General features: G+C 68.1%; 20 protein-coding genes and 1 pseudogene. 20 read left to right on the top strand and 1 reads right to left on the bottom strand.

Annotated elements, in window-relative coordinates; translation table 11 throughout:
* Positions 1-41 precede the first annotated feature (41 nt).
* From OHB41_RS37895 to OHB41_RS37990, 20 genes and pseudogenes are all read left to right on the top strand, one after another.
* A complete protein-coding gene (locus OHB41_RS37895) occupies positions 42-728 on the top strand; it encodes an HAD family hydrolase (protein WP_266703776.1) in 687 nt (228 codons plus the stop codon).
* Complete coding sequence (locus OHB41_RS37900) at positions 725-2,584, top strand: hypothetical protein (protein WP_266703778.1); 1,860 nt, start codon at positions 725-727, stop codon at positions 2,582-2,584. Before OHB41_RS37895 ends, OHB41_RS37900 begins: the two co-directional genes overlap by 4 nt.
* Positions 2,581-3,537 carry a thymidylate synthase gene (locus OHB41_RS37905; RefSeq protein ID WP_266703780.1) on the top strand — a complete coding sequence of 319 codons (957 nt, stop codon included), beginning with the start codon at positions 2,581-2,583 and terminating at the stop codon, positions 3,535-3,537. Before OHB41_RS37900 ends, OHB41_RS37905 begins: the two co-directional genes overlap by 4 nt.
* A gap of 8 nt (positions 3,538-3,545) precedes the next feature.
* A complete protein-coding gene (locus OHB41_RS37910) occupies positions 3,546-5,264 on the top strand; it encodes a carbamoyltransferase family protein (protein WP_266703782.1) in 1,719 nt (572 codons plus the stop codon).
* Positions 5,261-6,310, top strand: coding sequence for a glycosyltransferase family protein (locus OHB41_RS37915; protein WP_266703784.1), 1,050 nt, complete (start codon positions 5,261-5,263; stop codon positions 6,308-6,310). The genes OHB41_RS37910 and OHB41_RS37915 overlap by 4 nt, the downstream gene beginning before the upstream one ends.
* Positions 6,311-6,406: 96 nt before the next feature.
* Positions 6,407-6,919, top strand: coding sequence for a P-loop NTPase family protein (locus OHB41_RS37920; protein WP_266703786.1), 513 nt, complete (start codon positions 6,407-6,409; stop codon positions 6,917-6,919).
* 31 nt (positions 6,920-6,950) lie between these two features.
* Positions 6,951-7,796 carry a class I SAM-dependent methyltransferase gene (locus OHB41_RS37925; RefSeq protein ID WP_266703788.1) on the top strand — a complete coding sequence of 282 codons (846 nt, stop codon included), beginning with the start codon at positions 6,951-6,953 and terminating at the stop codon, positions 7,794-7,796.
* Entirely contained in the window at positions 7,793-8,551 is a 759-nt protein-coding gene (locus tag OHB41_RS37930; RefSeq protein ID WP_266703790.1) for a phosphotransferase, read from the top strand. Before OHB41_RS37925 ends, OHB41_RS37930 begins: the two co-directional genes overlap by 4 nt.
* A gap of 2 nt (positions 8,552-8,553) precedes the next feature.
* Entirely contained in the window at positions 8,554-9,210 is a 657-nt protein-coding gene (locus OHB41_RS37935; RefSeq protein ID WP_266703792.1) for a histidine phosphatase family protein, read from the top strand.
* Positions 9,207-10,043 (top strand): aminoglycoside phosphotransferase/kinase family protein, encoded by an 837-nt coding sequence (locus tag OHB41_RS37940; RefSeq protein WP_266703794.1) that lies wholly within the window; start codon positions 9,207-9,209, stop codon positions 10,041-10,043. Before OHB41_RS37935 ends, OHB41_RS37940 begins: the two co-directional genes overlap by 4 nt.
* 32 nt (positions 10,044-10,075) lie before the next feature.
* Positions 10,076-11,077, top strand: coding sequence for an NAD-dependent epimerase/dehydratase family protein (locus tag OHB41_RS37945; protein ID WP_266703796.1), 1,002 nt, complete (start codon positions 10,076-10,078; stop codon positions 11,075-11,077).
* A gap of 26 nt (positions 11,078-11,103) precedes the next feature.
* Positions 11,104-12,209, top strand: a pseudogene (locus tag OHB41_RS37950) (adenosylhomocysteinase).
* Positions 12,210-12,214: 5 nt separating this feature from the next.
* Entirely contained in the window at positions 12,215-12,781 is a 567-nt protein-coding gene (locus OHB41_RS37955) for an NUDIX hydrolase (protein ID WP_266703800.1), read from the top strand.
* Between the two features lie 26 nt (positions 12,782-12,807).
* Entirely contained in the window at positions 12,808-13,623 is an 816-nt protein-coding gene (locus OHB41_RS37960; RefSeq protein ID WP_266703805.1) for a 3-deoxy-manno-octulosonate cytidylyltransferase, read from the top strand.
* 189 nt (positions 13,624-13,812) lie between these two features.
* Positions 13,813-15,315, top strand: a complete 1,503-nt coding sequence (locus OHB41_RS37965; RefSeq protein ID WP_266703806.1) for a hypothetical protein — start codon at positions 13,813-13,815, stop codon at positions 15,313-15,315.
* 748 nt (positions 15,316-16,063) lie between these two features.
* On the top strand, positions 16,064-17,557 hold the full coding sequence (locus tag OHB41_RS37970; RefSeq protein WP_266703807.1) for an ATP-binding protein: 1,494 nt from the start codon (positions 16,064-16,066) through the stop codon (positions 17,555-17,557).
* A gap of 34 nt (positions 17,558-17,591) precedes the next feature.
* Positions 17,592-18,014 carry a roadblock/LC7 domain-containing protein gene (locus OHB41_RS37975; protein WP_266703809.1) on the top strand — a complete coding sequence of 141 codons (423 nt, stop codon included), beginning with the start codon at positions 17,592-17,594 and terminating at the stop codon, positions 18,012-18,014.
* Entirely contained in the window at positions 18,014-18,385 is a 372-nt protein-coding gene (locus tag OHB41_RS37980) for a DUF742 domain-containing protein (protein WP_266703811.1), read from the top strand. Before OHB41_RS37975 ends, OHB41_RS37980 begins: the two co-directional genes overlap by 1 nt.
* A complete protein-coding gene (locus tag OHB41_RS37985) occupies positions 18,363-18,980 on the top strand; it encodes a GTP-binding protein (RefSeq protein ID WP_266703813.1) in 618 nt (205 codons plus the stop codon). The genes OHB41_RS37980 and OHB41_RS37985 overlap by 23 nt, the downstream gene beginning before the upstream one ends.
* Entirely contained in the window at positions 18,973-19,545 is a 573-nt protein-coding gene (locus OHB41_RS37990) for a GAF domain-containing protein (protein WP_261722836.1), read from the top strand. The genes OHB41_RS37985 and OHB41_RS37990 overlap by 8 nt, the downstream gene beginning before the upstream one ends.
* Position 19,546: 1 nt before the next feature.
* Here the strand turns inward: OHB41_RS37990 and OHB41_RS37995 are convergent, their stop codons facing one another.
* Positions 19,547-20,746, bottom strand: coding sequence for an acyl-CoA dehydrogenase family protein (locus tag OHB41_RS37995; protein WP_266703817.1), 1,200 nt, complete (start codon positions 20,744-20,746; stop codon positions 19,547-19,549).
* Between the last annotated feature and the right edge of the window lie 800 nt (positions 20,747-21,546).

A 21,546-nucleotide genomic window follows, 5' to 3' on the forward strand; every position in this document is an offset into this window, starting at 1 on the left:
TCGCTATGGCTCCCGAAGCACCTCCCGCTGCCTCGCCCTGCGTGACAGCGAGCAAACACGACCGTGGCGGCCTCGAAGATCCGCGTTGCCTCCTCCTCGATCTCGACGGCGTTCTGGTGGACACACGTCCTGTGATGGAGATCGCGTGGCGTGCCGTCCAGGAAGCCCACGGCGTGAACATCCCCTTCGAGACGTACCAGGAACAGCTCGGCCGCCCCTTCGACGACATCATGGCGCGCCTCGGCCTGGCCAACGCAGAGGAGATCCACCGGACGTACACCGACGTGTCTGCGGCTGCATCTCATCTGGCCCAAGAGTTCGAGGGCATCACAGACGTCCTTCTCGCGGTCGCCGCTGATGGCTGGTCCCTTGGCGTCGTGACGTCAAAGCCGTTAGCCCGGGCAACGCCTCTTCTCGCTCGGCTCGGCTGCCCGTTCGTCACGGTCCGCGGGCCTGAAGGACACGGGCGGGGTAAGCCTGCTCCGGACCCCATACTGCTGGCCCTGATCGACCTCGGCGCTGATCCGGCCGATGCGGCCTACGTCGGCGACATGGCGGTCGACCAAGAGGCAGCACGTCGCGCCGGCGTTTCCTACATCCACGCGGGATGGGGATACGGCCGTCCTACGGGGCCGTGCCCCGCCGTCGCCGATACGCCCAGGCAGCTGTTGCACCTCCTCGGCGTGAGTACCCCCAACGGCCCGTTCGTCGAAGGGGGGCTGTTGTGAAGGCTGTTGGACGCAGCGCACTTGGCCTCGTCCGGACCGACTTCGGCGGACAGCCTTCGTGGGCCTTGGTGGGAGAGGGTGCTCTCGCCACGGTGCGAGCCGACCGGATCACCACCCGGGACCTGGAGGCCCTGCCGCTCGACTCGGGTGAGGTAGACGAGCATGTCAACCAGGTCATGGAGGCGCTTGAAAATTACGGCGCGCATCTCACGGCGACACCGGGCGGAGCGGGATGGCTGCACGCGCAGCAGGTACCAGCGCGCCGTCTGGTGGGGCAACTCGTCCGCAAGTTGATGGCCCTCAGCACGTGGGAGCCCTTCGGGGAGGCCCCCGGTGGCATCACTCCAGCTTCGTACGAAGGGTTCGTCGGGGTGCGGCCGAGTAGTTCGCGGGAGTACCGGTCATACACAGTGACCTGGTCCGGGGTGGCGTTCGTGCTCGGAGCTTCAGCCCCGCACAATCCGCTGAGGTCGGCGCGGTTACGCAACCTTCCCCGTGCCCGCTCGGATGTCGGCTCGGACCGTGCGCCTTCGACTTGGCCACGGAGCGAGGTGGTGGCGTTGTCGTGGTCGTCGCGGCACGCGGCGACGCTGCTTCCGGTACTCGAAGCGCTCTCCCGTGAAGGAGCGAGGAGTCTGCTCCTCGACCTGGCCACCGACGACGCCCAGCGCTGCATCGCACCGGATGAGCAGGGCGTGAGCTTCGGTGCACTGCCCGCTGATCTCTTCAGCATCTCCGGCACGGTGGATGAACTCCACCTGCCCGACGACGACCGCGTCGTGCGGGTGAAGCAGCACACCGTGCGGCTGGCCCGGCTGGTCCGGCTGATCTCCGTTGTCCTGGAGACGGCGGGCGGATGCACCCAGCCGTCCTGGCGATCGGTCGTGGAGGTCGAGAGGCGGTTGGACGAGGTCCTCACTGCGGCCCGGCCTCACACCGTGCTGGTCAGCAACGACACGAGCCCCCTGGGCGCACTCGCCGTCCACGCGGCCGAGCGCCACTCGCTGAACACGGTGCACGTCCAGCACGGTGCGTGGACGGCCGAGGCTGTTGCCTGGCCTGCGCTGCACAGTCGTCACATCGTGGTCATGGGCGAACGCGACGTCCCGCTGGCGATGACCTGGGCGCGTCATCTGGGGGCCGAGGTCCATGTCCTTGGACAGCCTCGCTTCGACTGCCTTACCAGCCTCGACCGTGCGGCTCAACGGCGCTACCTGACACGGCTGATGGCCTCGGCCCACGACCGTGTTCCCTCTCGGATCATGGTTTGGGCCTGCCAGCCCTTCAGCCACGACCGGCTCAGGACTCAGGCCAACCAGATCGCGCAAGGGCTGCGCAGGGCCGACGGTGACTGGGGCCTCGTCATCGCCCCGCACCCCGCTCAGGGAGTCGGAGCATTCTCCTCCCTGTTCGAGTGCGACCGCGGCCCTCTCGATGACGAGCTGCCCGTTGCCGTGGCCGATCCGCAGGTCGGGGCACGCGGCTGTCTGGCCGGCGCTGACGCCCTGGCGAGTGCGTATTCGACCTGCGGTATCGAAGCTGTCCTCCTGCAGGTGCCGGTCTTGGAGATCGGACCGTCCGGAGAGCGCACACTCGGCCTGGCCGGTCACGGCCTGGCTCATCGCTGTCACAGCGCCGACGACGTCACTGCCGCACTCACCGCACTGGCCTGCCCCGACGAGCTCATGGCCCAGCCGGTGCCGGATGCCGTGTGCAGGTGGCGCGGTGACAGCGCCGCCGCCATCGCCGGCCTCATCCTCGGCCCCGAGGGCGCCACGCCTCTTGATCCCGTTCCAGCTGATTCCTCCGCCGCTGATCCCGCTCAGCCGCAGGGTGAAGGAGTTCCTACCCAATGACACACCTGACCGCCGACACCGTCGCCGAACTCTTCGCCGGGGCCGTCACCCTGGCCAAGGCCGGCGAGAAGGTCGCCCCCCGCGGTATGGCCACCCGCGAAGTCCTCGACGTCCACATGCGGTTGACCCAGCCCCGGGCTCGGCTGCTGCACGCGCCCCCAGCCCGGATCCTCAACCCGGCGTTCGCGGTGGCCGAGACCGTCTGGCACCTCGCAGGCTCGGACGACCCGTGGATATTCGACTACAACGCCCGGCTGCGGCAGTACACGGATGACGGCGTACTACGGGGCGCGTACGGGCCGCGAATGCGGAACTGGGCGGGGAAGGTCGACCAGCTGCACCAAGTCGTCGACACCCTCAAGGAGGATGCCGACTCCCGCCGGGCTCTGATCCAGCTGTACGACCCGGCCCTCGACGCCGCTGGGCACAAGGACGTGCCGTGCACGCTCGGATTCGCCTTCCACCTGCGAACCGGCCGCCTGCACATGACGACCACGATGCGCGGCCAGGACGTGTGGATCGGCCTGCCCTACGACCTGTTCTTCTACACGGTCCTGCACGAGCTGGTCGCCGGGTGGCTCGGCGCCGAGGTCGGCGACTTCCACCACCAGGTGGGGTCCCTGCACATATACGAGAACCACCTCGACCACGCCGAGCAACTCACCTCGCTCACCGCGAGCGAGATCATGCCGGACCTCAGCACTCCGTGGGACGGCTTCGACGAGCTGCTCCGGCACGTCCGGGTCGGAGAAGTCACGGGGCACCCGGGCTGGGACGCCATGACCGAGACGATGCACAGCTACCGACTGTGGAAGGACAACCTGCACGATGCGGCGTGGCAACTGGCCGACCAGGTCAACGGCCCCCTTGGCCAGGCGCTGACGTCCTGGTACAGCGAGCTGAACCGCCGTGCCGCGTCCTCGTCCGCCCGCACTGTGGCAGGGGTCAGGTGACGTTCGCCATGGACCACGTTCCGTCCGTCATTCTCGGCCTGTGCTCCTACACCCATGACTCGGCCGCTGCGCTCCTGGTCGACGGGGACCTGGTCGGATTCGTCGAGGAAGAACGCCTGTCCGAGGACAAGCACACCAAGGCGTATCCGCGCCATGCCGTCGCGTGGCTGCTGAAGGAGGCCGGGATCACCGTCGGCGACGTGGACGCTATCGCCTACAACTTCCAGCCCTCCCGCTACCTCGTCGAGTCCCCGGCCGCGCTGCGCCTGGCCCTGTCGGAGACGACCCGCGAGCGGGCGCTGCCCAGGGCCCACGGCTTCGCCAAGGTGGCCTTGCGCACCCAGCACCGCGTCCGCACCCTCGGCCGGCTGTTCCCCTCCGCCCGCGTCACACCCGTTCTGCACCACCGGGCCCATCAGATGGCCGCCTTCGCCGCATCGGGATGGGCCGAATCCGCGGTGCTCGTCGTCGACAGCCTCGGCGAACGGCAGACCACCACCATCGGCCACGGTCACGAGACGCTGCGACCGCGCACCCGCATCGTCGAGGAGCTTCATGATCCGGCGTCCTTGGGCTACGTGTACGGAGCGGTCACCGAGCATCTGGGGTGGCGCCGCGGGGACGAGGAGGGCACTGTGATGGCCCTCGCCGCTCTCGGCGACCCCAAGCGGTTCCGCCACCTGTTCGCGCGCGCCGTGCGCACCACGTCGGCCGGCTTCTTCATCGACCCGGCCTACTTCCCCCCGCGCACGCTGTCCTCCGGCTACCCCCGGACATCCCGTCGCTTCATCACCGAGACGTGCCCCGCCCGTCACCCGGACGAGCCACTCGCCGACGTCCACCAGGATCTGGCCGCTGCCCTCCAGGAGCGCACCGAAAAGGTCATGGTGCACCTGGCCCGGCGAGCCAGGATGATCACCGGCTCGCGCCGCCTATGCGTCGGTGGCGGAGTCGCCACGAACTGCGTGAGCATCGGGCGCATCATCGAGGCCGACATCTTCGACGAGGTCTTCGTGCCCCCCGCCCCAGGCGATGCTGGCACCGCGCTCGGTGCTGCGGTCGCCCTTCACATGGACGGGGGAAACCGACGCCCCGTCTCCGGCATCGCCCGCGCCTGCTACCTCGGTCCGTCCTTCCACGACCTCACCCTCGACCTCACCCCGTGGCCCGGACTGCAACAGAAGATGTTGGGCATCGAGACCGCAGAGTTCCTCGCCGACCAACTCGCCCACGGCATGATCGTCGGCCTGTTCCAGGGCCGGGTGGAAGCCGGACCCCGTGCCCTGGGGAACCGCTCGATCCTCGCCTCGCCCCTGGAACCGGGTGTCGTGGAACGACTCAACGCCACCGTGAAATACCGCGAGGCGTTCCGGCCCTTCGCCCCCATGGTCCTGGCCGAGCGCGCCCAGGAGTTCTTCACACTCGGCCAGGAAGCGCCGTACATGTCCATGGCCTCCGGCGTGACGGACACCGCACGCGAACGGGTGCCGGCCATCATTCACGCCAACGGCACCTCCCGCCTGCAGACCGTCACCACTACGCAGAACCCGTTCATGCACGCGGTCCTGACCGCCTTCGCCCGCCGTACCGGGGTCCCTGTCCTGATCAACACCTCGCTCAATGTCAAGGGCAAGCCCATCTGCGGGACACCGGCCATGGCCCTGGACTGCCTGGCCGGCTCCGGCCTGGACGCCCTGCTGCTCGAAGACCGGTGGATCACCAAATGAAGATCGGATACAGCTTCTGGGGCTTCCTCGGCAACGGCATCACCAACACCCCGGACGGGGGCCGCAGCCACCGCCGCCCCTTCGTCGACGCCCTGCTCTCCCGCGGGCACGAGATCGTCTTCCTCCAGGCCAACCGCGACCTGCTGGAAGCCGACGACGACCTCGGCGGCACCTACACCTTCGACACCGGCATCCCGAAGATCGACGCTCTGTTCCTTGAATGGCGCTGGGCGATCAACGGACGCAACTCGACCTCGTGCGGCACCGAGGGCCACACCTGTGACCTGCACCGCCAGGCCGAACTCATCACCCACTACACCGCGCGGCGCGGCACGCCGACCGTGATCTGGGACAAGGACCGCACGCTGCGGCACGAGAGCATCTGGCGCGGCACCCTGCAGAGCGCTGTGTGTGAAGCGGCCCTCGAACCCTCACCGGGCGCCCACCGCCTGCTCTTCCCCCTCGACGACCGGCTCCTAGCCCAAGCCGACCCCGTCGCACTCGCCGCCCAGCCGCGCGACCTGGCGCTCGGCTATGTCGGCAACCAGTACGACCGCGACGAGCACTTCGACCGATACTTCGCCCCGGCCGCCGCACATGCGGCGCACCTCGTCGGCGGCAAATGGACCCAGACTGACCGCTGGCCGCACGTCCGCTTCCTCGGACGGATCCCCTTCCAGGACGCCCACGGACTGTACGGCAGGTCCCTGGCCACCGTTCTCATGCTGCCCGAGCGGTATGCCGCAGTCGGGCAGATGACCCAGCGGATCTTCGAGGCGGTACTCGCCGGCTGCCTGCCCCTGGCGCCGGCCGACATCCGGCACGTCGAGGAGTTCGTGCCCGCCGAGCTGATCGTGACCTCCGGCCACGAGGTGATCGAACGGCTCGCCCATCTCCGGAAGATCGCCGGGAGTCAGCAGCACGCGGACCTGATACGGGCCTGCCTGGACCGCCTGGACCTGTTCCGCCTGAGCCGACAAGTCGACGCGTTGGAGAGCGTGCTGGCCACGCTCGTCCGTGGCGCGAACGAGCGAGGAGCAGCCTGATGCGACAGACCTTCCAGGCTGGCCTGCCTGAATCATCCGGATGTATCCCGGCGGCCGGTCCGCCCGGGCACGCAAGCGACCCTAAGCTGGAGCACCATGATGAAGGTTGCCATTGTCGGCTGCGGGGGCAGCGGCAAGTCGTACCTGGCCCGCGAACTGGGGAAGATCCTCGACGCCCCGGTGACGCATCTGGACGCCGCGTTCTACGACGACGACTGGAACGCATTGCCGATGGACAAGTTCGCCGAGCTGCAGCGGGAACTCGTTGCCGAGCCGCGGTGGGTGATCGACGGCAACTACAACTCGACGCTCCAGATCCGGCTGGAGTCCTGCGACACCGTGGTCCTCATGGACGTGTCCACGATCTCCGCGCTGTACGGGATCTTCTCCCGGCAGCTGCGGCACGGGGCCGGGCACAAGGGCAACGGGGTGCACAACCGGATCCACTGGGGCGTGATCAAGTACGTGGCGACGTACCGCCGCAAGATGCGACCGCGCGTCATGTCCAAGATCGACGAGTTCGCCTCCAGCCGATCCGACGTCGTGCTGCTGGCCAACCGGCGACAGACGCGCCGCTGGCTGCAACAGGTGACGGCCCAGCACAGCTGAGCCATCCGCGCCCGCGAGGGGAGGGCGCGGCATGACCGAGGTCAATCCTTTCCTCGACCCCGTGCGGCAGGCGGACCTCTACGGTGATCCGTCTCGCCTGGCCGGCCGGTCCAACGCCCTGATGCGGGCCAAGACCGCAGGCCGGCCCGTGCCGGACACGATTGTCGAGCTGGTGCGAGCCCATCACGTGCGCGCTGGCCGCCTTGGTGTGGTCTTGGACATCGGCTGCGGTCGCGGCACGAGCAGTGCGGTGCTGGCCAGCCTGCTGCACCCGGAGCGGGTCGTCGGGTTCGACGCGGCCCCGGCCTTGATCGACCAGGCCCGCGAGCGGACCCGCCATCTGCCGGGCGTGCAGGTGACTTTCCTCCAGGGCGATTTCCACCAACTGCCCCTGCCTGCAGCCTCGTGCGACCTGGCGGTGGCCGCGTTCTGCCTGTACCACTCGCCGCGCCCGCAGACGGTCATCGCGGAGATCAACCGCGTCCTCGCCCCCGGCGGGCTGGCCGTGCTGGTCACCAAGAGCCTCGACAGCTACCGGGAGCTGGACCGCCTGGCCGCCACCGCGGGCGTCGACCCTCGCGCCGAGCAGCACGAGAGCCTGTATGTCTCGGCGCACAGCGGCAACATCGCTGCGCTGGCCGCGACGTCGCTCGACGTGGTGAGTGTCGAGAACGAGGAGCACGTCTTCACCTTCGACGGCCACGACCACATCGCCGAGTACCTGGCCACCAACCCGAAGTACGACCTCGCCCCGGGGCTGTACGGCCAACCGGGCGCCCTGGCCGCCGTACTGCACGAATTCGTGCCGGACCAGCCGGTGACCGCCCGGTCCGTCATCACGTTCGTCGTGGCCCGGCCCCCGGAGGGCCGATCATGATGAGCTCCCACTTCACCAAGTTCTACGAGACGCCCGATCGGGTCTCCGCAGCCGTCCGTCACCACTGGTGGCTCACCGAACACGCGCACCCCATGCGGCTGCCGTCGTTCGTGGTGATCGGGCATGCCAGCCTGACATACCAGCGGATCGAAGGACGCCCGGTCCAGCCTCATGACCTGACCGCGCTGGCCACGCTACTGGGCCATGCCCACGGCTGCGCCTGGGCCAGCGACCTGCAGGCCGCCGACCTGGCCACACCGCACCGCTTCCAAGACGGCACCGCCTTCGCCGACTACCTCGGCCCCCGCCGGGTTGCGCTCCAACGCCGCCTGGAACAGGGATACTTGCCCAACAAGGCCGCCCTGCACGCGGTGTTGGCCTTGCTGGAGAAGACTGCGGAGGGGCCCGTCTCCTTCTACAAGGACAGCAACCCCCGCAACTTCCTCATCACTCCTTCCGGGGCCGTCGTCACCGTCGACACGGACGACCTCACGCTCGCGCCGATGGCGTACGACCTTGCGAAGCTGATCGCCACGCTGCTGCTGACGTATGGACCGCTCCCCGATGACGCCATCGGTACGGCGCTCAGCGCTTACAACGAGGCTGCCGGGCACCACGACATCCGCCTTGGTGCCACGGACCGCCCTCGCCTCGACGACTTCCTTGCTCTGCACGCCGTCCTGACCGCCCCCTACGTCGGGCGCAACGGTTACAGCTACGGCTGGCCCCCCGCCTACCCCCGACTCCGAGGTTGAGCATGATCACCAGCGAACTCGTCTTTGTCCGCCACGGCGAGGCACAGTGCAACGCCGACGGACTCGTCGGCGGACCTCGGACCTGCACCGGACTGACCAACCGCGGCTATGCCCAGGTGGAACAGGTCACCCGGCGGCTCGCCGACGAACACCGCCACCAGCCGTTCGACGCGCTGTACGCCGGACCGCGCCTGCGCCTGCTCCAGACCGGCGAGATCATCAGCCAGGCCCTTCGCATCCCGCTCACCACGGACGTACGGCTTGACGGCCCGGTCCACGGCGACGCCGACGGCAAACCCTGGGCCGAGGTGAAGACCGCCGCCGACGGCGGGCCTCACGCACACCCCGACACCCCGTGGGCGCTGGGCTCCGACACCTGGAACGGATACCTGGAACGGGCCGGCGCCCACCTGGCACAGCTCATCACCGAACACGAGGGCGACCGAGTTCTGTTCGCCGCGCACGGCGAGACCGTGATCGCCGCCCACACCTTGCTCCTGGGCCTCCCGCTCGGCTCCCCGGCAGGCTTCACCATCACCCACGCGTCCGTCACCTGCTGGCAGCACCACCGCAACCGACTCGACCAGACCAGGTGGATCCTCGATCGGCACAACGACACCTCCCACCAGGCCCTCCCGCTAAAGGAGGCCACCTCGTGATCACGTCCTCCGTCGATCCGCGCCTGGACCTGGCCCGTGACCGGATCGGCGCCGTCCGCGTCATACCGGACCCGTCCCTTCCGCCCCGCCTGCTCCAACTGGCCGACGGCCGGGGACGCAGATACTTCGCCAAGCAGCACGGTGGCAGAGCCCGGTATGTCCAGGAGGTCCACGCGTACCGCACCTGGGCGCCGCACCTCAACGGGCACGTGCCCGATCTGGTCGGCTGCCACGACAGCACGCACACGCTCCTGGTGACCGCCCTGTCCGGCGCGTCGGCGGACACCGTCACCCCGGGATCGCCCGAGGAAGAACTGGTCCACCACGAGGCGGGCCGTATCCTGCGACTGCTCCACCAGGCCACCCTCATCCCGCGCTCCGGAGCCGTCGGCCCAGACCTGGCAGACCGCCTTGCCCGCTGGATCCAGCGGGCGGATGAGGCCCGCCTCATTTCCGCCGACGAACGTGGACTGCTGGCCGTCCACCAGGACGTCCTGGCGGGCACGCTCATGGACAGCGCGGCCTGCCACCTTGACTATCAGCCGCGGAACTGGAACATCGGCGAGTCCTTCGGCGTGTACGACCTGGAACACATGCGACGCGATGCCCGCATCCGGGACTTCGCTCGTCTCGAATTCCGTCGCTGGCAGGCGGCTCCCCGTCTCAGGGACGCGTTCTACTCCGGCTACGGCCGCCGCCCCACAGACACCGAGCAACGCCTCCTCGAATCCTTCGGTGCCATCGAGGCGGTGACCGCCCTCGTCCGCGGAAACGAGCAGGCCGATCTCGCCCTCACCACCCACGGCCGCACCGTCCTGACCCGGCTGAGCTGAAACGCCGACCCCACCGCTACTGGAGACGCACCGTGACACACCAGCTGAGCCCCCAGCACCCCCCGCTTCCCCGCCGTGCCGTCGTGACCGGCGCCGCCGGCTTCATCGGCTCCCACCTCGCCCACGCCCTCGTCCAAGCCGGGACCACAGTCATCGGCGTCGACCGTCGCGACCCGGCCACCAACCTGGCTGCCGCAGCCAACCTCGCCCCCCTGCGGTCGCTACCTGGGTACATGAACGTCACGGCCGACCTGATCAGCTGCGTGATCGATCCCCTCCTCATCGACGCGGACGCCGTCTTTCACCTCGCCGCCATCCCCGGCGTCCGCCCCTCCTGGGGAGCGCAGTTCGGCGACTACGTCGCCTCCAACATCGTGGCCACCAAGCGTCTGCTGGACGCCATCGGCCGTCTGCACGTTCCCCGACTGGTTGTCGCCTCCTCCTCCAGCGTCTACGGCATCACCGACGGTGGGCCCAGCGTCGAGACCGACCACCCGCGGCCCGCGTCGCCTTACGCCGTCACCAAGCTCGCCGAGGAACAGCTCTGCCTCGCCCACGCCGCGCAGCCGCACTGCCCGACTACCGTCGTCGCACTCCGTTACTTCACCGTCTACGGTCCCCGCCAGCGCACCGACATGTTCACCCACCGCGCCCTAATCGGCGCCCTGACCGGCCAGCCCCTGCGCCTGTATGGCGACGGTCACCAGCGCCGCGACTTCACTTACATCGACGACGCGGTCACCGCCACCATCGCTGCGGCCACCACGCCCGACGCACACGGGGTGATCAACGTGGGGGGAGGGGCAAACGCCTCCCTTCTCGAAGTGATCCACATTGCCAACAGCCTCGTCGGCCGCGACATCGAGGTGGTCCAGGACAGCCCCCGCCACGGCGATGTCCTCACCACCCGCGCCGACCCCGCTCGCGCCCACGCGGTCCTGGGCTGGCAACCGCACGTCGACCTCCACAGCGGCATGCGCGCCCACATGCAGACCCTCGCCGCCGCGCTCCCCGTGCACGGCCAGGCCGCCTAACCAGCCAGAAGTCATGAGGAGTTGCTGTGGAGAGCCCCGAGCGAGCACGACTCGACACCTTCTTCCGGCGCGTCACCGAGCAATTCCCCGCAGCCGGTCCGATCACCTCACTGATCATCACGCACCTGCTCTCCGAGCGCCCGGCGTTCCTGCGCGCGATGGCCGCGACCTCGACCGTCGGTGCCGTCCTGCCCAAGCCCAAGTCCGTCGAGAAGCGGACACTTGCCGTGGTCCGGGACCTCTATCCCGTCCACGACCTCAGCAGGGAACTGTTCGCAGACTCCACCCGCGCACTGGAGTACATGGAGGACACCGCGGGGGGACAGGACGTCGTCCTGGCGGACATCGGAGGCTACTTCGCTCCCAGTCTCCGCACGGTGGCCGAGAAGTTCTCCGGCCGTGTCCTGGGCGTTGTGGAAGACACGGAGAACGGACACCAGCGATACGCCGCGCTCGATCAGATCCCCTGCCCCGTCATCTCGGTAGCCCGCTCACCCCTCAAGGACTGCGAAGACCACCTGGTCGGCCGGTCCATCGTCTTCTCCACCGACGCTCTGGTCCGCGCCCGCGGCGACATCCTGACCAGCCGCAACGCCTGCGTCCTCGGCTTCGGCAAAGTCGGCCGCTCCATCGCGCAGACCCTCCGCGCCCAAGACCTGCGGGTCACGGTCTACGACAAGGACCCCATCCGGCGCGTGCAGGCGCACTCTCACGGCTTCCGTACGACCACGTCCACCACCGAGGCGGTCAGGGACGCCGAACTCGTCCTGTGCGCCACCGGGAATCTCGCCCTGCGCCAGTACGACTTCAACGCCCTGCGTAACGGCGCCTACCTCGCATCGGTGACCTCCTCGGAAGACGAGCTGGAGCTCGCGCCCCTCCACGAGCTCTACCAGCGAGTCGAGGTGGGGGAACAGCTGACGCGCTACGAGATGACAGGTCACTACTTCTACGTGCTCGCCGACGGCGGCGCCGTCAACTTCGTCCACGGAGCGGCCGTCGGCACCTACATCCATCTCGTCCAGGCCGAGATCCTCGCCGCCACCGCCGCTTCCAGCCCGGCCTGCACACCATGCCCATCACCGACCGTCAGACCATCGCCAGGATCTGGCTCGACCACTTCGACAGGTGAACCCCATGCCGCCGTCCCCCCACCACATCCGTGCCACCACCGAGGCTTACCTCAACCGCCACCCCGGCGAACGGCAGCTCCTCATCCCGCTGTTCGCGGCTCTGGCTGGTGCGCAGGACCCCACGTACCGCAAGACTTTCCCCGCTCACGTCACGTGCAGTGCCATCGTCCTCGACGCCGCCGACTGCGTGCTGCACATCCATCACAACGCCACCGGCAAGTACCTCGCGCCCGGTGGCCACACCGAACCGGGCGACCACGACCTCGTGCATGCCGCCCTCCGCGAACTCTGCGAGGAAGCCGGCATCCCCGACCACGCGGTCGCCCCGCTCCCCGGGTTCGAGACGGTTCCCCTGGACATCGACGTGCATGACATCGACGCCAACCCCGCCAAGGTGGAACCGGCGCACCAGCACATCGACTTCCGCTTCGTCTTCCGGCTCACAGCCGAGCACATGGTGAGGCTCCAGGCCGAGGAGGTCAGCGGCTACGACTGGCGGCCGTTCGGAGAGACCGCGTCGCCGACCGTCCGCGCCAAGCTCGCGCTCCTTGAACGTCCCGCACGTTCCTGAAACGCCGACCGACCGGGGGTATTGCCATGTCCACCGCCTCGTCCGCGCAACCGCGCACCGTGCGCCGCCACATCGCGGTCATCCCCTGCCGGTGGGGTGCCTCGCGCTTCCCCGGGAAGCCCTTGGCGCTGCTCGGGGACAAGCCTCTGCTGTGGCACGTGCACCAGCGCTGCCTGGAGGCCAAGCGTCTCGACGGCGTGCTGGTCGCGACCGACGACGAACGTATCGAGGCCGCCTGCCGCCGTCTGGGCATCGAGTGCATGCGCACCCGGGAACATCTCACCGGCACCGATCGCGTCGCGGAGTGCGCCGAGCGCGTGTCCGCCGACGGCTACATCAACGTTCAGGGCGACGAGCCGTTCATCGCGCCGGCCGCGATCGACGCCGTCTCCGACGCTCTTCACCACCTCACCACCGGCAACCTCGCGGTGAACGCCTATACGGAACTGGTCGACGCCGCTGTCGTGCTCGACCACAACGTCGTGAAGACCGTGGTGGGAACGGGCGGAAGCGCCTTGATGTTCTCGCGCCAGCCGATCCCCTATCCACGGGGGACGCGCCCGACATACCTGCGCCAACTCGGTCTCTACGGCTTCACGGGTGAGGCTCTCCGGCAATTCCAACAGCTCCCTCAGGGGCCGTTGGAGAAGGCGGAGGGCGTGGAGATGCTGCGCTTCATCGAGCACGGGTACGGCGTTCGGATGCTTCCGGTCGTGGACGAGGGCCTAGCCGTAGACACGCCCGAGGATCTCACCCGGGCCTTCACGATCCTGCGCAGCCGACCGCATGGCCCCGATCCAACCGAACAGGGTGGTTCTCAACAGGCCTCCACGCGGCGATAGAAGAGATCCCGGTGTCGATCGGCGCCTGAGTCTTCGTATCACCGGGAGAGCCCTCACCACCGTCTGAATGCCTCCACTTGAGAGAAGGCACAGACCACCGATCGCCCAACTTGTTAACGACTTTGGCGACTCGTCAGGCCGATTGGGTCGAATCGAGGTTTTCACCTCTCACGCACTGAAAGGAAGATCATGCGTCACCCGACGCTCCTCGATGCCATCCTCCATAAGCGAGGATGGCGGCGCCACGAGGTATTCGTGACGCAGCTTGCCAGCGCAGGCGCCCGAGCGGCCAAGCACTACGAGAACCCGCGCCTGGCCAGGGTGAGGAGCGTTACTCGGACCACATTGGGACGGTGGTGTGCCGGTACCCAGGAGCCGCGGGGCGACGCGGCGACGGTCGTGGAATTCTGGCTCGGGCACACTGTGAAAGAACTTCTCGGTCCGGCGCCGGAGCGGGAACTCGTACTTGCCCGAAGTCTTCATGACGCTTCGCTCGCTGCCGCGCACCGACTGGACATCAGATTCGACACGTCCTTCCTGTCCGTTGCCGCCCCTGTTCCGGGAACCGGCGGGGTGTGGCACTTGGACGGCCTGCGGATCCTGGATGGCACGTCCGTCTCGGTCCAGATGTACGAGGCTTCACTTCAGCCCGACTCTGTAGTGATCGGGCCGGAGGATCTTGAGCATCTGAGGTACTTCACCCGGTCCACGCGCCGGGCTTTGCTTCTCGGGTCTCTGGGTGCCCAGGGAGCCGACGATCTGTATGCGTTGGACGCGGCGCACGCACGGCGTCAGCTCGCCATGCCCGTGCAACGACTGCCGATTCCCATGCCGTACCGGCTCGACGAGTTGACCTACGCTCTCCTGTGGGCCTGCTTGAATTTGGACGACAGTCTTCTCGCCGACGATGGCGCTCTCCATGCGGAACTGGAAAGGCTCGAATTCCACCTTGATCAGGGCCGCTCAGCTGCTGCCCGAACCGCGTATTCGGATCTTTCCCAGGTTGGATCTCTGTGGCTCGGATCGCACGCCTGCGCAGCCTTCGTCGAGCGGCATTTGAAGGCTGGCGACGTGAGTCCTGTGATGTGGTTGCGGGCCCAGTTCGGTGAACAGGCGGCGGCCTGGCTCCTGTTCCGCGAGCGCCACAGCCTTCTGCGGTTCATGCGTGACCGCTCTTCGGGCCTTGAAAGCGTCCCCGGTTGCGCCCTGTGTGTGCCTGAATCCGCCGTACACGGCAGCGAGCCGTACGAACGGCTGTTGCTGCTGCTCATGGTCGCATTGATGGAGTCATACGGTCTGACCGTCTGGGTCTGCACGCAAGAGGATTACGCTCAGCTCCCCGAATTCCATCTCACCCCGGACCGGCGCGTGATCGTGGCCGACTGGCTGGCTCCCGACGCGGTATGGAACGTGGAGAGCGTCGGTGCCAGAGGTGCCTCCGATGCCTTCGCCCAAGCGGTCCATCATGCTCGGACGGGCACCATTGCCGTGGGTGCCACCCCCGCCGAGCGGATACGGGCGTTCGCCGAGTACCTCGGTCTCGGCCAGGACTGGCCCCGACTGGTCGAGCGCTGCCGCGAACTCGGCGGCTACGGCACGGCTGGCCTGCTGCGGGCCCGAAGCCGCTTGATCCACACGGGCGAGATTGACCGAGTCCTGCGCTTCCTCGGCGAATTCGATCTCGCGTCCTGAAGGCACACGGCATCGCCGTGAATCAGTGGGCCGAACTATGGGCCCGAAGCCACCCTGGACCGTGCCGAATACGGTGCAGGGTGGCGTCATTTCCGTTTCCTCACGAGCGCCGGGACTCTCTTTTCCCCTGCCTTCAGGGGAGTTGATCGACCCGGGCGACTCTCGCCCGTCCCGGAAGCGGCTCCGGCACGGCATGCCCATCGTTCTGGTGTCGTTCCGCCCTTCTCGCTCTCGTTCCCGGCGCCGATTCATTCGGAAAGCCCGAATCTGCCCCGGCCAGTCGTCCCCGTGCATCTTGAAACGACTCATGAACGACCGCTTCGCGTGTAGCGACGACCGGTTGAATCGAGCAAGCTCTTCGTTACTCCTGATGCTGGCGGGAGCAGGCTTTCCTACGGGGTCGTGGGCTGCTGCCGAGGCGACGCGTTCGACGGGTCTCAGCGTCGTGGCAGCGTCCACGTGTTGCCCGCCGGCCCCCAGCCTGGTCGGCAGCTTGACGCCGTCGGCAAGGCCGGGTCCACGGCAGCGAGTTCGTCGGCATCGGGCGGTCAGCGACGCGTCGGCACCGAGCCGGAGCTCAATCCATCCTGTCGTTTCGAGGACATCGATGTCTGCATTCACTTCGCCCGCTGCCGAATCGCCGGGCCCGAGGGGAGTCCGGCACCGCCGGATTCGCAAGGAACCCGACCCGGCAGCCCGGGCGCTGCGCCGGCGGCTGATCTGGCTGGCAGTGGCTCCTGCCGGATTCGTGCTCCTTCTGACGGTGGCCGCTGGCCTGTTCGTCTGTACGGCGGATCTCCCCCCGAAGACTGCCACCTGGCTGATCGCGGGTGTCGCCGCTGCAGGGGCCGTCGTGCTGGTGGCCTCCTTCCATCACGCATCGACGGTTGCCGGGGAAGTCGAGGGGGAGACCGGGCTCGTCGCGGAATGGCTGGATTACCTGCACAAACAGGTAGCCGCTGGCGGAGAGGAAGCCCGGCAGTCGGCATCCCGGTTGCAGCGAGGTCAGCGCCCGGTCGTGGCTGCTGCCGCGTCCGATATCGAGGGTGACCACCCGTTCGCCCGCCTGGCGCGTGAACTGAGCGCATACCGGGCGGTGGTGGGGAACGCCATGACGCAGGCGGCGGGTCAGCGGGTGCAGGTCTTCGTCAACTTCTCCGACCGGCTGAAGAGCTTGGGCAACGCGGCGCTGGCGAAGCTGGACGACGTTGAGCGAGATGTCGAGGATCCCGACCACCTGGCAGCTCTGTACAGCGTGGACCACGACATCACCCGCATCAATCGGGCGGCGGAAAGCATGGCGGTAATGGGCGGTGTCCAGTCGTCGCGCCATGAGGACCCTCAGTCCATCAGGGCCGTACTCAGGCTGGGCATCCAGGAGATCCACACCTATGCGCGAGCCAAGGTGATCAACGCTCCGGACGCCCACCTTCCGGGGTACGCCGTGGCCTCGGTGACTCACCTGCTGGCCGAGCTGCTGGAGAACGCCACCGCTTTCTCCAGTCCGTCCACCCGGGTGGACGTGAGTGCCTCGCTCATCCCCGTCGGACTGCTGGTGGAGATCGACGACAAGGGCGTCGGCATGGAGCCCGAGATCCTCGCTGAGATGAACGCCCTGCTCGCCGACCACGAATCCTCCGACGCCGGTGCGCGGTTGATCTCGGCCGGCCAGAACGGACTATTCGTCGTCGCCTCGCTCGCCCGCCGGTACGGCATCACCGTTCAGCTCCGCCAGAACGTGTACGGCGGGATCCAGGCGGCAGTGGTCGTACCGCACGCGCTTCTGGAAGCCGGCCACCTAGAGGTAGCAGAGCTACAGCGACGGATTGCCCGACGGCAGGCAGCCCCCACGCCCGCGCCCCGGCTGTCGGCAGCGACGCCTGCCAGCCAGACTTCCCCGGCCGCAGGGGCACGGGGCGCTGTCGCCCACCCGAGCATGCCGACGGGCCGGCCCTCAGGGCCAGTACCCGCGCCCGCGGTAGCAGGTTCCTCGGAGACGGCCACGCTTTACCTGGTCGACGGCGGTACACCCGGCCCGGTCGGGGGCCTGCGCCCCCTTCCTGTGCGCCCCGACCATCCGCAGTCTCCCGAGCCGAATCCGGCGCAGACCGGGACCGACACGGGGTACGACGCCCCTCTTGCCGACCACAACTGGCAGCTGGCCGACCAGTTCACCAGCGGATGGCACTCGGCCTCGCGTGATGAAGACGCAGGCCCCGAGCAACCTGCTCCCGCCAGCTGACCCCCCCACCCATTGATTCAAGGAGAAGATCACAGTGACCACCGACACCCCGACCGACGGCATCGGCGGCCTGGACTGGCTGCTGTCCAAACTCGTCGACACCGTGCCCTCGGCGACCGGCGCCGCGGTGTCGTCCTCGGACGGCATGCTCAAGCACTTCTACGGCATCAGCAAGGACGATGCGGACCGGCTGGCCGCGCTCTCGACCGGCGCCTTTTCGCTCTGCGGCCAGGTGGGTTCGCTCCTGCCCGACGGCAAGGGCGGCGTGGGAATCCAGGTGATCATGGAGACAACCGTCGGCATGATGTTCGCCGCGCGGGTGGGTGACAACAGCGTCTTGGCGGTCCTCGGCACCAAGGACATCGACGTACGCGTGGTCGGATACGAGATGCGGATGCTGGCCAACCGGGCCGCGCAGATCCTGGCTACCCCGGTGCGGGCCGCCGTGGTCGGCTGATGCCGACCCCCGAGCACGCACCCCACGTCTCCGGTGGTGGCCCGCCCAGGCTGCGCCCGTACACCGTCAATGAGGGGCGCACCCTCCCGCGCCTGGACCTGGAGCGCACCACGCTGGTCAAGGCGTGCCGCACCGCCCCGCATCCGCCCCAGGGAGCGCCAGAACGCTCGGACGCATTCGCGCTGTGCCGGAGGGACAAACTCACGATCACCGAGATCGCCGGACGGATGCGACTGCCGGTCCAGGCCGTCAAGGTCCTCGTCGCCGACCTGATCACCGAGAAGTTCCTGATGGCCATCCCGGCCCAACAAGCCGACGCCAAAGACCCGGACACCTTGAGGAGAGTCCTTGCAGGTCTCGAAGCTCTCTGACCAGCCGCTAAGCCAGGTGAAGGTCGTCATAGCCGGCGGTTTCGGCGCGGGCAAGACCACCCTGATCGGTACAACGAGCGAGATCGAGCCGATCTCAACCGACGAACAACTGACCACGGCCGCGATCGGCACGGACAAGATCGACGGCGTGGAGGGCAAAACCACCACCACGGTGGCCTTCGACTTCGGCCGCATCAGCCTCGACAGCCAGAACCTGGCTCTCTATCTCTTCGGCACTCCAGGCCAGGAGCGCTACCAGTTCATGTGGAACGACATCGTCGAAGGCGCCCTGGGCGCCGTCGTCCTGGCCGACACCCGTCGCCTGGAGGACTGCTTCGACTCCATCAACTACTTCCTGCGGCGGGACCTGCCCTTCATCGTCGCCGTCAACCTGTTCGAAGGGGCTGACCGCTACCCGCTCGATTGGGTCCGCGCTGCGCTGCGGCTTGAGCCGGAGACTCCGGTCGTCGGTTGTGACGCCCGTGACTCCCGCTCGGCCCGCCTTGTACTGATCACCCTCGTCAAGCACGCGCACGTCATCGCCGTCCGCGCACGCCATTCACCCCCTTCCGCCTCCCGGAGACAGCATGTCTGACCTCACCCGTACCCAGCGCACCCTGCACGCCCAGACTCCGCATCGGATGGCACGGCTGCACCAACTCGGCCTCGCCGACCGTCCCGACGAAGAGTTCGACCGCTTCACCACGGCCCTGGCCCGTGATTCAGGGGTGCCCGGGGCACTGGCGATGGCCAACGCGATTTCGGACCGCCAGTTCTTCACCGGCATGCACCTGCCCTCAGGAGACGAACTCGGCTCCGCAGCCGAGGCCGAGGCCCTGGCCGCCGCCGTGGGACGGGTCATGCCGCTGGAACACGGCTACTGCCCCGAGACCCTGGACCGGACGAAGGCACTGATCCTTCCCGACGTGTGCATGAAGCCCGACTTCGCGGGCAACGAGGTCGTGGACCTGGTCGGTATCCGCACGTACATGGGCATCCGGCTGATGGACAAGGAGATGGGCATCGCCCTCATGACGATCTGCGTGGTCGGCCGTGACATCCGCCCAATGGAAGACGGCCGGCGGATGCTCGACTACATGAAGGAGCGAGGGGCGCAGGGCCAGTACCTCCTCGACCGGCGCATCGACGCATTGTCGTAGTTCACGCGGAGACCATCGACGGCGCGGGGGCAGCAAACCGCTGGGACCACTGCGCTCCCGCCGTCGCACCCCGGGCCAGCCGGGCCAGCCGTAACCGCTGTACGTCAGACGTCCCGGCCGGCGCGAAGATCGGCTGGGCATCCCGGAAGAACCTCTCCAGCGGCCGGTCGGTGAACACCCCGCACGCGGCATGCACTTCCATGGCCAACCGGGCCGACTTCACGCCGAGTTCGTAGTTCATCAGCTTCGCCGTCATCAGCGCGCCGTCGCAGGCCAGGCCACGGTCCTGCATGCTGGCCGCGGCATAGGCGAGAGTCCCGGCTGTCTCCAGATTGGCGACCATCTGGCCCAGCCGCTGCTCCACGGTGCTCAGTCGGCTCAGCGGCCTGCCGTAGCGTTCCGTCTCGTCGGCGAACCGCAGCGTCTCATCCAGGGTTGCCCGGTGCACCCCGAGGGAGACCGCGGCCAGATTGGCCCGCCCGTACAGGACGCTGGAGGAGTCGGCCGCGTCTTCGCCTTCGCCCACCATCCCCAGCAGGTTCTCCTCCGGCACCCACACGTCCTCCATGACCACCGTGCCGAAGGAGAACCCGTTCAGCCCCATGGCCGACACCTGCGGGCGTACGGAGACGCCGTCGCGCTCGTTCTCCACCAGGAATGCCGACAGGTCGCCTCGCCCCGGCCCGGTTCGTACGACCACGCAGTGCAGGTCGGCGACATGGCTGTTGCCCACGTGTGCCTTTTCCACGTTCAGGAGCCAGCCGCCCCGCCCGCGGCGGGCCTGCCCCTGCGTTCCCGCTATGTGACTGCCCGAGACCCGTTCGGTCACCGCGATCGTGGGAAGGCACTCTCCCCGGCAGATAGGTGGGAGCCAGCGGGCCTTCTGTTCTGTACTGCCGTAGTTGATGATCATGGCGACCGGGATCAGAGATGCCTGGACCGCGGCCCCCATCGCCCCGCAAGCGCGGGCGAGTTCCTCGATGATGATCGTCTTCGCGAGATGGCCCGCGCCCATCCCTCCGAAGGACGGGTCGACGGTGACACCGATCCATCCTCGCCGGGCAGCCTCCCGGATCAGCTCGTCATCGACGCTTCGGGTCTGCTCCCACAAAGGTATTCGAGGCAGCACTTCTGCCCCAGCGAACGCACGGACCTGAGCCCGTAGCTCATCGTGGCGCTCCGTGGTGACGCAACCGAACACCAACGCCCTCCCTCGACAGGCCCCGCCGCCGCAGCCCGCACGTACAACGGCGTACGCCGGCCACGGCCCAACCGGGCCGACCACCTTTCCCAGAACGCCCTCCGGCCTGGCGGACCAGTCCGGAGGACACGGATCACGCCGCCCATCAGGGTCCCGAGGGTGATGCCGCGCCTCCACCGTGACGATTTATCGCCTTCGTCGCACCACCACCGTTGAATCGTTCAAGCATCGTTTCTCCCAGCCAGCCGATCCCACCGCGCCAACACCGAGGTGGAAAGTGGTGGTTCGCCCGGACCTTCTTGACCAGTGCGCCGCTCCAACGACTGCCGAACGACCCCACTGCCGCGTAGCAGCGATCAGGACCTTCGGCCAGAGTTGTACCGCCCCGGGCAGCCGTTCCGGCGCACCGGCTTTCGGTCCACGCTCGGCTCCGAGTTGCCCTGGGGCACACGGGGAGGTCCCCCTCCCCGTCGCGCCGATGGGGCGGGTGCGGGCCGTGCGGCGTTCTCGGAATGCCGCTGTGAGCCTTGTCCTTGCCGTCGGCGCCGCGCACGGCTCGGTTCGCGGTAGCCGCTCCTCCGGCCTCGGCTCGGCGAAACGCAACGCTCGCTCAAAGGCCCGCTCTCTTAGGGAAGGTCATGTCGACTGCTCGGCACATCAGGATTGTCAGCTGCAACTTTGAGCTCAACGGCAACGGCGACTACGAGGCGTGGCTGGCTATGCAGCAGCGGCTGGCCGGGCTGTGACGTACGACCTCGACACGGTCATCGACCTCTACCGTGCCCGGTTCGCTCTTACCA

The sequence above is a fragment of the Streptomyces sp. NBC_01571 genome (assembly GCF_026339875.1).
Taxonomy (GTDB): domain Bacteria; phylum Actinomycetota; class Actinomycetes; order Streptomycetales; family Streptomycetaceae; genus Streptomyces.

Coding starts and splice junctions, on each gene's coding strand:
- OHB41_RS37905 (WP_266703780.1), top strand. CDS start 2,581: ATGACACACCTGACCGCCGACACCGTCGCCGAACTCTTCGCCGGGGCC.
- OHB41_RS37910 (WP_266703782.1), top strand. CDS start 3,546: ATGGACCACGTTCCGTCCGTCATTCTCGGCCTGTGCTCCTACACCCAT.
- OHB41_RS37915 (WP_266703784.1), top strand. CDS start 5,261: ATGAAGATCGGATACAGCTTCTGGGGCTTCCTCGGCAACGGCATCACC.
- OHB41_RS37920 (WP_266703786.1), top strand. CDS start 6,407: ATGATGAAGGTTGCCATTGTCGGCTGCGGGGGCAGCGGCAAGTCGTAC.
- OHB41_RS37925 (WP_266703788.1), top strand. CDS start 6,951: ATGACCGAGGTCAATCCTTTCCTCGACCCCGTGCGGCAGGCGGACCTC.
- OHB41_RS37930 (WP_266703790.1), top strand. CDS start 7,793: ATGATGAGCTCCCACTTCACCAAGTTCTACGAGACGCCCGATCGGGTC.
- OHB41_RS37935 (WP_266703792.1), top strand. CDS start 8,554: ATGATCACCAGCGAACTCGTCTTTGTCCGCCACGGCGAGGCACAGTGC.
- OHB41_RS37955 (WP_266703800.1), top strand. CDS start 12,215: ATGCCGCCGTCCCCCCACCACATCCGTGCCACCACCGAGGCTTACCTC.
- OHB41_RS37960 (WP_266703805.1), top strand. CDS start 12,808: ATGTCCACCGCCTCGTCCGCGCAACCGCGCACCGTGCGCCGCCACATC.
- OHB41_RS37965 (WP_266703806.1), top strand. CDS start 13,813: ATGCGTCACCCGACGCTCCTCGATGCCATCCTCCATAAGCGAGGATGG.
- OHB41_RS37980 (WP_266703811.1), top strand. CDS start 18,014: ATGCCGACCCCCGAGCACGCACCCCACGTCTCCGGTGGTGGCCCGCCC.
- OHB41_RS37990 (WP_261722836.1), top strand. CDS start 18,973: ATGTCTGACCTCACCCGTACCCAGCGCACCCTGCACGCCCAGACTCCG.